The 12,879-nt window shown below is 70.4% G+C and carries 14 protein-coding genes, 2 tRNA genes and 1 other RNA gene; 12 read left to right on the forward strand and 5 right to left on the reverse strand.

The window, feature by feature from the left end; translation table 11 throughout:
- Positions 1-15 precede the first annotated feature (15 nt).
- Positions 16-963 carry a prephenate dehydrogenase gene (locus Ate02nite_RS39405; RefSeq protein WP_203813003.1) on the reverse strand — a complete coding sequence of 316 codons (948 nt, stop codon included), beginning with the start codon at positions 961-963 and terminating at the stop codon, positions 16-18.
- Between the two features lie 121 nt (positions 964-1,084).
- Between Ate02nite_RS39405 and Ate02nite_RS39410 the strand changes: the two genes are divergently transcribed.
- Positions 1,085-2,221, forward strand: coding sequence for an outer membrane protein assembly factor BamB family protein (locus Ate02nite_RS39410; protein ID WP_239148037.1), 1,137 nt, complete (start codon positions 1,085-1,087; stop codon positions 2,219-2,221).
- 69 nt (positions 2,222-2,290) lie between these two features.
- Here the strand turns inward: Ate02nite_RS39410 and Ate02nite_RS39415 are convergent, their stop codons facing one another.
- Complete coding sequence (locus tag Ate02nite_RS39415; protein ID WP_203813004.1) at positions 2,291-3,028, reverse strand: M23 family metallopeptidase; 738 nt, start codon at positions 3,026-3,028, stop codon at positions 2,291-2,293.
- A gap of 183 nt (positions 3,029-3,211) precedes the next feature.
- On the opposite strand from Ate02nite_RS39415, the gene Ate02nite_RS39420 reads away from it, so the two are divergent.
- The 4 genes from Ate02nite_RS39420 to Ate02nite_RS39435 all read left to right on the forward strand — a co-directional run bounded on the left by Ate02nite_RS39420 (position 3,212) and on the right by Ate02nite_RS39435 (position 4,866).
- The gene (locus Ate02nite_RS39420) at positions 3,212-3,523 is read left to right on the forward strand and encodes a hypothetical protein (RefSeq protein WP_203813110.1); all 312 of its coding nucleotides are present in this window, start codon (positions 3,212-3,214) and stop codon (positions 3,521-3,523) included.
- 103 nt (positions 3,524-3,626) lie between these two features.
- Positions 3,627-3,791, forward strand: coding sequence for a hypothetical protein (locus Ate02nite_RS39425; protein ID WP_203813005.1), 165 nt, complete (start codon positions 3,627-3,629; stop codon positions 3,789-3,791).
- A gap of 92 nt (positions 3,792-3,883) precedes the next feature.
- Complete coding sequence (locus Ate02nite_RS39430; protein ID WP_203813006.1) at positions 3,884-4,417, forward strand: tRNA adenosine deaminase-associated protein; 534 nt, start codon at positions 3,884-3,886, stop codon at positions 4,415-4,417.
- A complete protein-coding gene (locus tag Ate02nite_RS39435) occupies positions 4,414-4,866 on the forward strand; it encodes a nucleoside deaminase (RefSeq protein WP_438871319.1) in 453 nt (150 codons plus the stop codon). Before Ate02nite_RS39430 ends, Ate02nite_RS39435 begins: the two co-directional genes overlap by 4 nt.
- A gap of 96 nt (positions 4,867-4,962) precedes the next feature.
- Here the strand turns inward: Ate02nite_RS39435 and deoD are convergent, their stop codons facing one another.
- Positions 4,963-5,679, reverse strand: a complete 717-nt coding sequence (gene deoD / locus Ate02nite_RS39440; protein WP_203813007.1) for a purine-nucleoside phosphorylase — start codon at positions 5,677-5,679, stop codon at positions 4,963-4,965.
- A gap of 119 nt (positions 5,680-5,798) precedes the next feature.
- Between deoD and Ate02nite_RS39445 the strand changes: the two genes are divergently transcribed.
- From Ate02nite_RS39445 to Ate02nite_RS39455, 3 genes are all read left to right on the forward strand, one after another.
- Positions 5,799-5,888 (forward strand) — tRNA-Ser (locus Ate02nite_RS39445).
- 356 nt (positions 5,889-6,244) lie between these two features.
- Positions 6,245-6,454, forward strand: coding sequence for a hypothetical protein (locus tag Ate02nite_RS39450; RefSeq protein ID WP_203813008.1), 210 nt, complete (start codon positions 6,245-6,247; stop codon positions 6,452-6,454).
- A 167-nt stretch (positions 6,455-6,621) separates the two neighbouring features.
- A complete protein-coding gene (locus tag Ate02nite_RS39455; protein WP_203813009.1) occupies positions 6,622-6,963 on the forward strand; it encodes an STAS domain-containing protein in 342 nt (113 codons plus the stop codon).
- Between the two features lie 79 nt (positions 6,964-7,042).
- Here the strand turns inward: Ate02nite_RS39455 and Ate02nite_RS39460 are convergent, their stop codons facing one another.
- Together Ate02nite_RS39460 and Ate02nite_RS39465 are read right to left on the reverse strand one after the other, a co-directional pair.
- A complete protein-coding gene (locus Ate02nite_RS39460) occupies positions 7,043-7,258 on the reverse strand; it encodes a hypothetical protein (protein WP_203813010.1) in 216 nt (71 codons plus the stop codon).
- A 147-nt stretch (positions 7,259-7,405) separates the two neighbouring features.
- Positions 7,406-7,493 (reverse strand) — tRNA-Ser (locus Ate02nite_RS39465).
- Positions 7,494-7,574: 81 nt separating this feature from the next.
- Here Ate02nite_RS39465 and ffs point away from each other — a divergent pair.
- The 4 genes from ffs (at position 7,575) to recR (ending at position 12,667) form a co-directional block, all read left to right on the forward strand.
- An RNA gene (ffs, locus tag Ate02nite_RS39470) (signal recognition particle sRNA small type) lies at positions 7,575-7,671 on the forward strand.
- Positions 7,672-7,740: 69 nt separating this feature from the next.
- On the forward strand, positions 7,741-11,478 hold the full coding sequence (locus Ate02nite_RS39475; protein ID WP_239148038.1) for a DNA polymerase III subunit gamma and tau: 3,738 nt from the start codon (positions 7,741-7,743) through the stop codon (positions 11,476-11,478).
- A gap of 279 nt (positions 11,479-11,757) precedes the next feature.
- Positions 11,758-12,069, forward strand: coding sequence for a YbaB/EbfC family nucleoid-associated protein (locus tag Ate02nite_RS39485; RefSeq protein ID WP_239148056.1), 312 nt, complete (start codon positions 11,758-11,760; stop codon positions 12,067-12,069).
- Positions 12,070-12,073: 4 nt separating this feature from the next.
- Positions 12,074-12,667 (forward strand): recombination mediator RecR, encoded by a 594-nt coding sequence (gene recR / locus Ate02nite_RS39490; protein ID WP_203813012.1) that lies wholly within the window; start codon positions 12,074-12,076, stop codon positions 12,665-12,667.
- Positions 12,668-12,879 lie beyond the last annotated feature (212 nt).

The raw sequence follows: 12,879 nt of genomic DNA on the forward strand, positions 1-12,879 counted from the left end.
GCTGTTACGTCGACCCTAGGGAGTAATGCGGTCACTTTCTGGCCGCATTGTCCGGACGGTGACCCGACTTTCCGAAACCGCGGTGACCCAGCCGCCGGCCCGTCCGAGCGCGAGCAGTTCCTCGGCCCCGGCCGGCTCCTCGGCGGCCGCGCCGGGCTTCGGCGGCCAGGCCCGCCGAGCGTCCCCGGCCTCGCGCAGGGCCGGGATCAGGGCCTCGACCGGATCGGCGGCGGACAGCTCGTCGAGCCGCTGCCGCAGATCGTCGATGACGGCGGTCAGCACCTCGCGGGTGGCGGTCGCGTTGCCGCCGCACATCGCGGCGATCAACTCGGCCCGGGTGCCGGCCACCCGGGTGCCGTCCCGGAACGATCCGGCGCCCAGCGCGGCGGCCAGCGGGTTGCCCACCAGGCGCCGGGCGAGCGCGGCCGCGAGCAGGTGCGGCACGTGGCTGATTTCGGCGACGGCCCGGTCGTGCTCGGCCGCGGTGGCCGGCACGACCCGCGCACCCAGTGCGGTGAACAGCGCGGCGGCGGTGAGCCAGTCGTCCAGATCGGTCTCGCCGGGCTCGAGGCAGAGCACCCAGGCGCACCCGTCGAACAGCGCCGGGTCGGCCGCCGCATAGCCGGACGTCTCCTTGCCGGCCATCGGATGCCCGCCGACGAACCGCCGGATCCCCAGCGCCCGCACCGGCCCCTTCACCGAGGTCACATCGGTGATCAGGCCGTCGTAACCGGCCAGCTCGGCGATCACCCCGGGCAGGACCGGCAGGGGTACGGCGAGGGCGACTATCTCGGCGCCCGCGGCCGCCTCGGCGACCGAGCCGGCCACGTTCCGGCCGTCCTTCTCCGCGAGCTCGCGCGTGGCCGGGTCCGCGTCGTACCCGGTCACCGCATGCCCGGCCGCTTCCAGCGCCTGCAGCAGTGACCCGCCGATGAGTCCCAGTCCGATGACGGCCACGTTCACCAGGGAACTCTCCCACGCGCTCAAGATCAGCCGTTCGGACAGGCGGGCATCGGCCGTCTCACCTGCGGGTCTGTCCGTTTCGCGACCGTCTGCGGCTTTCTCCGGGGAATACGGTAATAACGTGACTTACCCGGGGAAAACACTCACGATCGGACTGGCTGCCGCGGCGCTCGCCCTCGCCGCCGCGCCGGCGCCCGCCCTGGCGCAGTCCTCCGACTCGATGCCCAGCTTCAACGGAGCCGTCCTCACCGTCGCCTACGGCGGCAACGTCGTCTACCTGGGCGGGGACTTCACCGCCGCGATCGTCCGGGGCCGGTCGGTGGCCCGCGGCCACCTCGCCGCCATCGACGCCCGCACCGGCCACCTGCTGTCCTGGGCGCCCGCCGCCGACGGCCGGGTCAAGGCGCTCGTGGTCAACGGCGGATCGATCTACTTCGCCGGGGACTTCGGCACGGTCAGCGGGCATCCGCGGGACAGCCTGGCCCGGGTCGACGCGTTCAGCGGCGCGCTGCACGCCACCTTCAAGCACGCGATCAGCGGCCGGCCCTACGCGCCCGCGGCCGCCGGCAACCGGCTCTACCTGGGCGGTGCGATCACCGCGGTGGACGGCCAGCCGCGCGGCAAGCTCGCCGCCTTCAACCTGACCACCGGTCTGCTCGACGCGAGATGGCGGCCCACCGCCGACGATCAGGTCGAGACCGTCGCGGCCGGCGGCGGCCGGATCTATGCCGGCGGAAAATTCCACAAGGTCAACGGCCTTTCTGGGTACGACCGTCTGGTCGCGTTCGACCCGACGACAGCCGCCGTGATTCCGGGCTTCAAACCCCAACCCCCGGTCATCACGTACGCCCTCGCGGTCACCTCGACCGGCGTCTACTCGGCGCACGGCGGGCACGGCGGCCGGGTCAGCGCGTACACCCCGGGCGGGCAACTGCGGTGGTCGTCGACGTTCGACGGGAACGCGCAGGCCATCACCGTGCTCGACGACGTGGTCTACGCCGGTGGCCACTTCGACCGGGCCTGCAGCACCGCCCGCACCGGCACCCAGGGCAGTTGCGTCGACGGCGCCGACAACCGGGTCAAGCTGGCCGCGCTCGCGGTGGCCGACGGCCGGCTGCTCGACTGGACCGCCGACGCGAACGGCGTCGAGGGCGTCCTCGCCCTGGCCAGCAACCCCGAACTGGACAGCGTCGCGATGGGCGGCGCGTTCACCACCGTGGACGGCCGAACCCAGAAGAGGTTCGCCCAGTTCAGCTGAGACCTTTCTCCCGGCAGCGCGGGGCCGCATCTCTTGGGCGAGGGTGCGGCCCCGCGCCCACTTCGACGTTTACGCCTTGCAGTTGTGTGCGCTCTTCCAGCTCTTCACGGTGGCGACCGGGCTCTTCTGCCCGCTCTTGCGCCACGAGGTGAGGAAGGTGGCCGGCCAGACCACGCCGCGCCGCACCTTCCAGTCGCCGACCTTGGCGCACGGCGGCGAGATGCCGTAGTGCAGGTGGCAGACGCCGCTCGAGTTGCCGGTCTTGCCGACCTTGCCGAGTTGCTGGCCGGCCGTGACGCGTACGCCCGCCTTGATGTTGGTGTTGACCTTGCTGAGATGCGAGCCGTAGTAGCGGACGCCGTCGTCGCCGAGCAGCGACACCGACATGCCGCCGTTGTTCGGCCCGTCCGGCGAACCCTCCACGTAGAGGTCCTTGAGGCTCACCTCGAGCACGACGCCGCTGGTCGTGGCCACCACCGTCTCGCCGCAGTCGGCGAAGATGTCGGTCGCCGGGTACTTCGAGTGGGTCGGGTGGAACGCCACGTTCGACGCCTTGACCGGGAAGACGTACTTCACCTTGACGGCCGTGGTGGCGCTTTTGCTGGGGGTCGGGCTCGGCTTTGCCGACGCGCTCGGCGCCGCTGCGGACGACGGCAGAGTTGCCACCAGGGTCTCCGGCGATGACTCGGCGGCCGGGGTCACGAACTGGGGTGTGGCGGCCGCCGAGGTGCCGCCGGGAGTCCCGCCGCAGGCGGTCAGGCACAGCACCGCAGCGGTCAGTCCGGCGAGGGTACGGGGCAGACGCATCCGGCCATGGTGGCAGAAGTCGCCGCGCACCGCCGTCCCGTGCGGGCGGGATTAGGCTGGCGGTGACCGACCAGCGCAGACGGAGGTAAACCCGTGAGCGAGCGGCACCCAGCCTGGCCGGCGCCGGCCTATCCGCCGCCGCCCGGATTCCCGCCGCCGGCGCTCGGTCGTCCGCCGTCCGGCCTGTTCCCCGGCCCGTCCCGGCCGGTGTTCCGGGAGCCGCACCCGATCGGCGCGGCCGGGGTGATGGCCGGGCTCGGCTCGACCCTGCTGTGGCTCGGGCTGTTCGGCAGCCTCGCCCACGACCTCGCGACGTACGCGTGGTGGACGATTGTGGCGGCGATCACCGCGTGGATCGTGGCGTTCGTTCTCACCCTCCGCGGCGACCGGGGTGTCGCCGTCGGGGTCGCGCTCGCCAGCGGTCTCGGACTATCGATAGCCATGGCTTTCGTCGCCAACCGGTGGATCACCACGTACGACTGGCCGCTCTGGTGAACAGCGCCGGTTAGCCCCATTTGCCGGCCACCGGACGTGCCGTGATCGTCGCGGTCCGAACTTGGCCTTGACGGACGTCCGGCCGGTCGGCAGTCTCGGCTTCATGGCCCCCTCACCGCCACGGCTCGACCCCGATCGTCGCCGTCGCCGTCTGGAGTTGCTCGCCGCCCTCGCCGACGCGAAAGCCCGGGAGTCCGCCCAGCCGCAGCGTCTTCGCGGGGCCCGTCTCCGCGAGCTGATCGCCAGTCGACGTCGCCTGGCCAACTGACTTCATACCCATTTGGGGGCGTGGCGCGCCGCGCCCGGTGTTCTTCCCGCTACCGTCACTCGCTGAAGACAAAAGTCGCGTGGGGGGAAATCTTGTCGACTTTCGCTGCCGCTATCGGCCGTGGCAAGAACGGGTGGACGGCGTCCGAGCTGGACCTGACCGGCCTCGCCGACATCGACGAAGTGGTGGACGCGCTTCGCGACGTCGAGCCGGACGCCGATCTGGCGTTGCTCTTCGTCGAGAGCGACGACCAGTACCTCGCGATCCTTCGCCTCGATGAGGGCGAAGACCTGCGGGTGTTCGGCTCCGATTCGGCGTTCGCCGAGGAGTCCCGGATCGGCTCGGTGCTGCTCGGTGAGATCGAGGCACCGGCCCTGGAGATCGACGAGCTGACCTCGTCGCCGGACGAGGACGAGGAGGAGGACGACGAGGAGGACGACCGCCCGTCGGCCGATCCCGACGCCGACCCGGTCGGGGACGCCGAGCTGCTCGGCGACCTCGGGATCAGCTCGAGCCGGCTGCTCGGCCTGTGTGGCAAGGAGGGCATGCTGCCGTCCGACGTCACCGCCGAGCTCTGCCAGAAGATCGGGTGCGGTGACGAGATGGAAGAGCTGCGCGAGGCGTGAGCCTGGCCCCTCAACCCCGGCACGAGGCCTGGATGCGGCGGGCGATCGAGGTCGCGTCGTCGTTTCCGGACGACGTGCCGGTGGGGGCGGTCGTCTACGACGCCGAGGGGCAGGAACTGGCCGCCGCCGGCAACGAGCGGGAGGCGACCGGGGATCCGACCGGGCACGCCGAGATCGTTGCGCTGCGGCGGGCGGCCACGCTTGTCGGTAGCTGGCGGCTCGACGGCTGCACCCTGGTGGTGACGCTGGAGCCCTGCACGATGTGTGCCGGGGCGCTGGTGCTGGCGCGGGTGTCCACGCTCGTGTTCGGGGCGTGGGAGCCCAAGACCGGCGCCGTGGGGTCGCTGTGGGACGTGGTGCGGGACCGCCGGCTCAATCACCGGCCGGAGGTCTACTCCGGGGTGCTCGAGGCGGAGTGTGCCGCTCTGGTGCGCGACTTCTTCCGATGAGCTTCCCGGTTCGGGTTCGCTGCGGTTGTGGAAGGTGTCACGCGTACGGATAGAGGGTGCCGCGGCGTCGCCAAGAGTGACGCCGCGGCAGCAAGCTCAGGCCGCGTCGGCGATCGCGGTCTCCAGACCGATCCGCACCATGTCGCCGAAGCCCTGCTCACGCTGGGCCGAGTCCATCTTCTCGCCGGTCTTGATGTGATCGCTCACGGTGAGGATGGTCAGCGCCTTGGCGCGGTAGCGGGCGGCGATCGTGTAGATCGCGGCGGATTCCATCTCGACCGCGAGCACGCCGTAATCGGCCAGCGAGTCGTAGAGGTCGGGGCGGTCGGTGTAGAACGCGTCGGCCGCCAGGATCGGACCCACCCGCAGGCTGGTGCCCTGGCGCTCGGCCACCTCGACGGCGGTGCGCAGCAGCTCGAAGTTGGCCACCGGCGCGTAGTCGATCAGGCCGTCGAAGCGGGACCGGTTCATGTTCGAGTCGGTCGCCGAGCCGATCGCCGCGATCACGTCGCCCAGCTGCAGGTCCATCGCCAGCGCGCCGCAGGAGCCGATCCGGATGACGGACTTCACGCCGTACTCGTTGATCAGTTCGTGGGTGTAGATCGACGCCGACGGCATGCCCATGCCGGAACCCTGCACGGACACCCGAACGCCCTGATAGGTGCCGGTGAAGCCGAGCATCCCGCGGACCTGGGTGTAGCACTTGGCGTCCTGCAGGAAGTTTTCCGCGATCCACTTCGCCCGCATCGGGTCGCCCGGGAGCAGAACCCGCTCGGCGATGTCGCCCGGCTGCCCGCCGATGTGCACGCTCATGCTTCGTGCTCCTCTGCTCGGTTGGTCATGGGCCCGATCCTGCCAGGCCAGAGCAGCCGCCCTCGGTAATGGGGTAACCCGGCGGCGGACCCACGCGAGACTCCTGTAACCTACTTCGCGGTGGTGTGTCCGAGCGGCCTAAGGAGCACGCCTCGAAAGCGTGTGAGGGTGCAAGCCCTCCAAGGGTTCAAATCCCTTCACCACCGCCACTGAGCCCGGCGACTCCTAAACGGAGTCGCCGGGCTCTTTTGTGACCAATTCGGGATCACGCTCGGTGATCCAAGATCATTCCGCCGTACGTCCCGGTTCGGGCTCCACCGTTCGGGTGTTCGCCATGATCAGATGTCCTGCACGTAACGCAATCGTTTCGGCGTCCAGAGGCCTTGGTCCCGAGCTGGACCGATTACCTGGCGTGACGAAGAGTGGACGGCCCTGCGACCTTCACTGTTGCGCAAGTCACCGGGCCAAAAACCACCGGATCAGACAATGCGCTCCAACCGGCTGGCGAGAAGTTTTCACAAGATTGCCCTACGCCGATGCCTGAAATCTGTCCTAGATTTGACATGTGAGAGTTGAGCATCACTGGTGGAATGGTGACGTCCGGATCGCACGCCGTGACGTCTACGTCCGCACCGACGGCGATCTGTGGGAAGTCGAAGCTCAGATGGGCGGGCCGCAGGGCAAGTCGAAGGTGCAACAGTGTCCGGGCAAGGCCTCCGCCTTGATCCTGGCAGACGCGTGGCGTGGTCCACGCTGGCAGTGGCGCGAGATCTAGAGCGCCTTGGGCCGGCTGCGCCGCTCGCATGACACCATCGGCCAGCCGAATTTTTCTGAACGGGTCGGACCCCTCGGGGTCTGACCCGTTCGTGTTTCCGCTGCACTCTGCGCAAATCGGACCGATTGTCCGGTGGCAATCACTTCGGTGGATCTAGCTTTTCTCCCATGAAGGCCACTGTCACCGACCACCGTTGCGACGTCGCGGTGCTGCATCTCAAAGGTGAACTGGACGCCGAAACCTCAGTGAATCTCCGCACCACCCTGGCCGACCTGCTGGAGCGCCCGGTTCCCCGGATCGTGGTCGACCTGACCGAACTGAAATTCTGCGACTCGGTCGGCCTGAGCGCCTTCATCACCAGTAAACAGGTGATCACCGCGCGTGGCGGTTGGCTCAGCTTCGCGGGGGCCAACCCGTTCCTGGTACGGCTCTTGGAAACCGTCGGACTCAGCAAATACTTCGCGATCTTCCCCGAGGTGGACGACGCGATCGCCGCCGCCCAGCTCTGAAACCCCATGCAACGAAGGCCGGACCCGCCGGGTCCGGCCCGTCGCGTCGCGGCAATTTAGGACCGCCAACTGCCCGATGTCACCCTGCCGTGCGAGGGAGGCCGTCGAAGGTGGTGGCATCCCAGAGCTCCGCATCGGGCGAGTCATCCCACTCGCTGAACGCCTCCGCGTATTGCCTGGCAAGCTGCCGGTCGCGCAGAAGGCTGACAGCCTCGTGGAGGACGGCCGAACGGCTTGGCCCCTGCTCGTCGGGGAACCTGACATCCTCCTCAGGCAGGCTGACGCGAATCTTCATGCATAGATCCTGCCAACGGTGGGTTCAGGGTGCTACTCGCTGGTGGCGATGGTCGCCGATCCGGTGATACGGCGGTCATGTCGCGTGCCGGCTGAGCCGGCGCAGCAAAAAGGCCGGACGCAACGTGTCCGGCCTTCGTGTTGTTGCTGGCGGAGGATACGAGATTCGAACTCGTGAGGGGTTTCCCCCAACACGCTTTCCAAGCGTGCGCCCTAGGCCACTAGGCGAATCCTCCGTCGGCCAGAATACAGACTTCCGGGGCCGGGGTTGCGTGCGGGTCGGCGCACGGAACGAAACCGGGTTCGGTAGGCTTCCGGGCAGCCCCTCGTGCGGCGTGTATCTCGTGAACCTCCCCAGGGCCGGAAGGCAGCAAGGATAAGCGGGCTCTGACGGGTGCACGGGGGGTCCTTCGTTTCCACCCCCTCGTTGGTTCTTGTCGTACCCCCGACGGACAATGGCCCGGTCGTTGAGGAGGGGTAGGAGTGTCACTCGCTCTGTACCGCAAGTACCGTCCACGGACTTTCGCCGAGGTCATCGGGCAGGAGCACGTCACCGAGCCGTTGTCGCAGGCTCTGCGCAGTGGCCGGCTGCACCACGCCTACCTGTTCTCCGGGCCACGTGGCTGCGGCAAGACGTCCAGCGCGCGCATCCTGGCCCGCTCGCTCAACTGCGAACAGGGCCCCACGCCAGAACCGTGCGGCGTGTGCCTGTCCTGCCGCTCGCTGATGAACGACGGTGCCGGCTCGATCGACGTCATCGAGATCGACGCGGCCTCGCACGGTGGTGTCGACGACGCTCGTGAGCTGCGGGAAAAGGCGTTCTTCGCGCCCGCCAACAGCCGCTACAAGATCTACGTCATCGACGAGGCGCACATGGTCTCGTCGGCCGGCTTCAACGCGCTGCTCAAGCTCGTCGAAGAGCCCCCGGAATACGTGAAGTTCATCTTCGCCACGACGGAACCGGAAAAGGTGCTCGGCACCATCCGCTCCCGCACCCACCACTACCCCTTCCGGCTGATTCCGCCGGCGGTTCTGCGGCCCTACCTGCAGCAGCTCACCGAGGCCGAGGGCGTGCACGTCGAGCCGGCCGTGCTCCCGCTCGTGGTGCGGGCCGGCGGCGGGTCGGCGCGAGACACCCTCTCGGTGCTCGACCAGCTGATCGCCGGGGCCGGCCCCGACGGGGTCAGCTACAGCCGCGCGGTCGCCCTGCTCGGCGTCACCGACGTCGCCCTGATCGACGAGATGTGCGACGCCCTGGCCGCCGGCGACGGTGCCGCCGCCTACCAGACAATCGACCGGGTCGCCGAGGCCGGCCACGACCCGCGCCGCTTCGCCTCCGACCTGCTCGAACGCTTCCGCGACCTGATCATCCTGCAGCAGGTGCCCGACGCGGTGACCAAGGGCTTGATCGACGGCCCGGCCGACCAACTCGAGGCGATGACCGCGCAGGCCGGCCGGCTCGGCCCGGCGACGCTGTCGCGCTGCGCCGACATCGTGCACAACGGCCTGGTGGAGATGCGCGGCACGACCGCGCCGCGGCTGCTGCTCGAGCTGGTCACGGCACGCATGCTGCTGCCCGGGGCGGAAGACTCGACGGGCTCGCTGCTGCAGCGCCTGGAGCGCATGGAGCGGCGACTCACGCTGGGCGGAGAGATTCCAGCCGTACGGGATGAGCCCGCCCCCGCCGCGTCCACCGCACCGGTCGTGGCTTCCGCCGCTCCGGCCTCTGCGCCACCCGCCGCCGCCGCCGCCGTCGTCGGCGGGGGCGGGGGCGGGGCGAAGGCGGCTGCGCTGGCCGCGGCTGCGGCTGCCGGAAAGAAGTCGGCTTCGGCCACGGCCAATCGGCGGCCTGCTTCTTCTTCGCCGGCGGCTTCGCCGGCGGCTTCGCCTGGTGCGGCCCAGCCGGCTCCGGAAGCGGTCGCTCCGCGGCCGGTGTCACCCGCTGCCCCGGCTTCTGCGCCCGCCGCCGTGGCTTCTGCGCCCGCCGCGCCGGTTTCGGGCGCGCCCGCCGCGCCGGCGGCGTCCGTGCCCGCGCCGGGCCCGGAGTATTACGACGACGAGCCGCCTTGGGACGACGAGCCGGACTATGAACCGGTTCCCGAGCAGGACCGGTCGGCGGCGGCCGTTCCCCCGGTCGCGCCGAAGCTTGCGCCGGTCGGGGATTCGCCAGCGCATCCGGTCGAGCCAGTAGCGAGTCCGTCCGACTCGCCGACGCGATCCGCCGAGCCGGTAGCGGCAGCAGTGGTCGAATCGGCACCGGTGGCCTCGGCCGCACCGGCGCAGGCCGCAGCACCATCGCAGGCCGCAGCATCTGCACCGGCAGCGGCGCAGGCCGCAGCACCGGCAGTGGCGCAGGCCGCAGCACCGGCAGCGGCGCAGGCCGCAGCGCCTGGACCGGCAGCGGCGCCGGCCGCGCCCGCGCCGTCGGCAGCGGCGCCGGTGGCGCCAGACGTCCCCGTGGCGTCGGCCGCACCGACGCCGGCTAGGTCTGGTCAGCCGGCCGGTCTTCTGCCGGATGCGCCTGAGGAGCCGGGGGCCGCGGCCGTTGCTGACCTTCCCGGTCAGGTCACGGTGGAAACCGTGCGCGAGGTGTGGCCGGAGATCATCACGGCCATCAAGCGGCAGCCGAATGGCAAGATCGCCGGGCCGATGGCCGCGAGCGCCGTGGTTCGGGCTCTCGACGGCGACACCGTGGTGCTGGTGTTCCAGCACCAGAACTTCGTCGACCGGATCAGCCGGTTCTTCTCGCTGATCACCGACGCGCTCTACGAGACCCTCGGTGGTCGCTGGCAGATCCGCTGCGAGGTCGGCACCGGGGGTGGTGGGGTGCCGGCGGCCCGGGTCGCCGAGCGCCGTGAGGTGCCGACGAACGGCGGTCGCGCGCCGTCCCGCAACGACTCCGCGCGTGAGCCGGCCGCTCAGGTCTCGGCCCCGCCGCGGGCGGCCTCCGGAGCGCAGCAGTCGCAGGCCGCGGCGGCCCGGCCGCCGCAGACCCGTCGCCAGGAGGCCGAGTCGTCCTCGGCCGGCGACGACGAGTGGCCGGAACCGGCCAAACCAGGCGGCCCGACGGCACCGGCCGCCCCGGAAGCGGTGGACGACGAGGAGGACTGGCCGGAGGTCCGGCAGGTCGGTGGACCCCCGCCGGTCACTGATTCGCGCCCGTCGCCGACGACCGGTGCCGCCGCGGGCAGCAACATCGAAGCGGACGACTCGCCCAGCGTCGCCGCCGCGCGCCCGGATGCGTCCGGCGCCGCGTCAGCGAACCCCGCGCCCAGCGCCAACGGTTACTCGAGCGAGCCGACTGCGGGCCTGGCCGACACGGTGGCGATCGACCGGCCGACCGCTGTCGGCGACAGCGGCGATCCGGCACCTCGCGCCGCGTCCTCGACCGCCGAAGCCACCGTCGCGCCCCATGCAGTCTCTTCAGCTGCCGGCACCGTCCCGCCGCACGCCGCGTCCCCGGCTTCCGAGGCCGGCGCGTCGCGTACCGCGTCTCCGGCTTCTGAGGCTGGCGCCGGATCCCCAGCTTCTGAGACCGGGGCGTCGCGGGCCGGATCCCCGGCTTCTGAGGCTGGCGCGCCGCGCGCCGGATCCCCGGCTTCTGAGGCTGGCGCGTCGCGCGCTGGATCCCCTGCTTCTGAGGCTGGCGCATCGCGCACCGCATCCTCGCCCTCCGGGGCCGGCGCTTCGCACGCCGCCGTCCCCGAGGCCGGGACTTCTACACCGAACGCCGTCCCCCCAGGGGCCCCGGCCGCTGGGCCTGGCGTCGCTGCGGCGCGTGCCGCAGCGCTGGCGGCTGGGACCGCTGCTTCAAACGTTGCATCACCGGCGGCCGGGACCTTCGTGCCTCCGGCTGCCGCTGACACTCCGCCGGCCGGGCGGGGTGGGCGTAACGCCGGGCCCGGTGGCGGGGCGGGGGCCGCGCGGGCCGCTCTCGCCGCGGCGCGGCAAGCGGCTGCGGCACGTCCAGCCGGGGCCCCGGCGGCGCCGGGCGGGAACCGTGCCTGGGCCGATGGCTCGCCCACCGAGGAAGCCCCCTACGACCCGGACTATGACGGTGCGCCGCCGGCGGGTGGGCCGGCTGGGTTCGAGGGCTTCGATCCGGGTGATGAGCCGTCGGACGAAGTGATCGACGAGAAGACCGCCCGGGAAAGCGGCGAACAACAGGCCCTCCGACTCCTCCAGGAACTGCTCGGCGCGGAGAAGATCGGCGAGAGCTGAGGCGCCAGCTGAGGCGCCGGCTGGGGCGGCGGCTGAGGCACCAGCTGAGGCGGCGGCTGAGGCACTGGCTGGGGTGGCGGCTGAGGCACTGGCTGAGGCGCCAGCTGGGGCGATGGCTTACCGCCTGGCCGGTGGGTGGCGTGTGGTCGGTGGGGCGGGTGGGGCGGCTACGCTGGGCGGCGATTGGCGTTGGGCACCGGGTGGGTATCGGCATGGCCGGAAACCCGGTGACTTCTAGTTCGAGGAGCGGTGGCAATGCGGCCCGGTGGACAGCCGAACATGCAGCAGATCATGAAGCAGGCGCAGAAGATGCAGCAGCAGGTGGCTCAGGCTCAGGCCGAGCTGGCTGCCGCCGAGCTGACCGGCAGCGCCGGCGGCGGGCTGGTCAGCGTGGTCATGACCGGGCTGGGCGAGGTCAAGTCCGTGCGCATCGACCCCGCGGCCGTCGACCCGGACGACATCGAGTCGCTCGAAGACCTGGTGCTCGCCGCGATCCGCAACGCCGCCGAGGCGCAGCGGGAACTGACCGAGGCCAAGATGGGCCCGGCCACCGGTGGTCTCGGTGGCGGCCTGGGCATTCCGGGGTTCTGACCCGGTGTACGAAGGCGCTATCCAGGACCTGATCGACGAGCTGGGCCGTCTCCCGGGCGTGGGCCCGAAGAGCGCCCAGCGGATCGCCTTCCACGTCCTCTCGGCCGACCCGGCCGATGTCAACCGGCTCGCCACCGCGCTGCGCAAGGTGAAGGAGCTGGTTCGCTTCTGCACGACCTGCTTCAACGTGGCCGAGTCGGAGCAGTGCCGGGTCTGCCGGGACCCCCGCCGCACCAACGAGGTGCTCTGCGTGGTGGAGGAGCCCAAGGACGTGGTGGCGGTCGAACGGACCGGTGAGTTCCGGGGGCGCTATCACGTTCTCGGCGGGGCGATCAATCCGCTTGAGGGCATCGGACCGGACAACCTACGCATCCGCGAGCTGCTTCAGCGGGTCGGCACCGGCGAGGTCAAGGAGTTGATTCTCGCCACAGACCCGAATACTGAGGGTGAGGCCACGGCTACCTATCTCGGTTTGATGATCAAACCGATGGGGATCTCAGTCACCCGTTTGGCAAGTGGTCTTCCGGTGGGCGGCGACCTCGAGTACGCCGATGAGATCACTCTGGGTCGTGCATTCGAGGGACGTAGAGCTATTTAGATCAACCATCGGTAACCTGCCTGTAACGCCACGCATGAGATTTAGTCCGGATTAGCTAGATCCGAGCCATCTGACGCGGTAGTTTCCGTTTGGTCGGTGCCATAGGTCACAGCCACATCACGAGGGAGACACGGAACTGACCGTGTGCGGTCCGTGAACTTGACCGAGGCACCGCATTAGGTGAATGTTCCTTGCGATGGCGGCACCCCCGC

Origin of the sequence: Paractinoplanes tereljensis (genome assembly GCF_016862435.1) — a bacterium.
GTDB classification, from domain to species: Bacteria; Actinomycetota; Actinomycetes; order Mycobacteriales; family Micromonosporaceae; genus Actinoplanes; species Actinoplanes tereljensis.

What these genes read in the sequence shown, in the direction of transcription:
- Ate02nite_RS39415 (WP_203813004.1), bottom strand. Translation starts at nt 3,028, where the DNA reads ATGCGTCTGCCCCGTACCCTCGCCGGACTGACCGCTGCGGTGCTGTGC.
- Ate02nite_RS39425 (WP_203813005.1), top strand. Translation starts at nt 3,627, where the DNA reads ATGGCCCCCTCACCGCCACGGCTCGACCCCGATCGTCGCCGTCGCCGT.
- deoD (WP_203813007.1), bottom strand. Translation starts at nt 5,679, where the DNA reads ATGAGCGTGCACATCGGCGGGCAGCCGGGCGACATCGCCGAGCGGGTT.
- Ate02nite_RS39455 (WP_203813009.1), top strand. Translation starts at nt 6,622, where the DNA reads ATGAAGGCCACTGTCACCGACCACCGTTGCGACGTCGCGGTGCTGCAT.
- Ate02nite_RS39460 (WP_203813010.1), bottom strand. Translation starts at nt 7,258, where the DNA reads ATGAAGATTCGCGTCAGCCTGCCTGAGGAGGATGTCAGGTTCCCCGAC.
- Ate02nite_RS39485 (WP_239148056.1), top strand. Translation starts at nt 11,758, where the DNA reads ATGCAGCAGATCATGAAGCAGGCGCAGAAGATGCAGCAGCAGGTGGCT.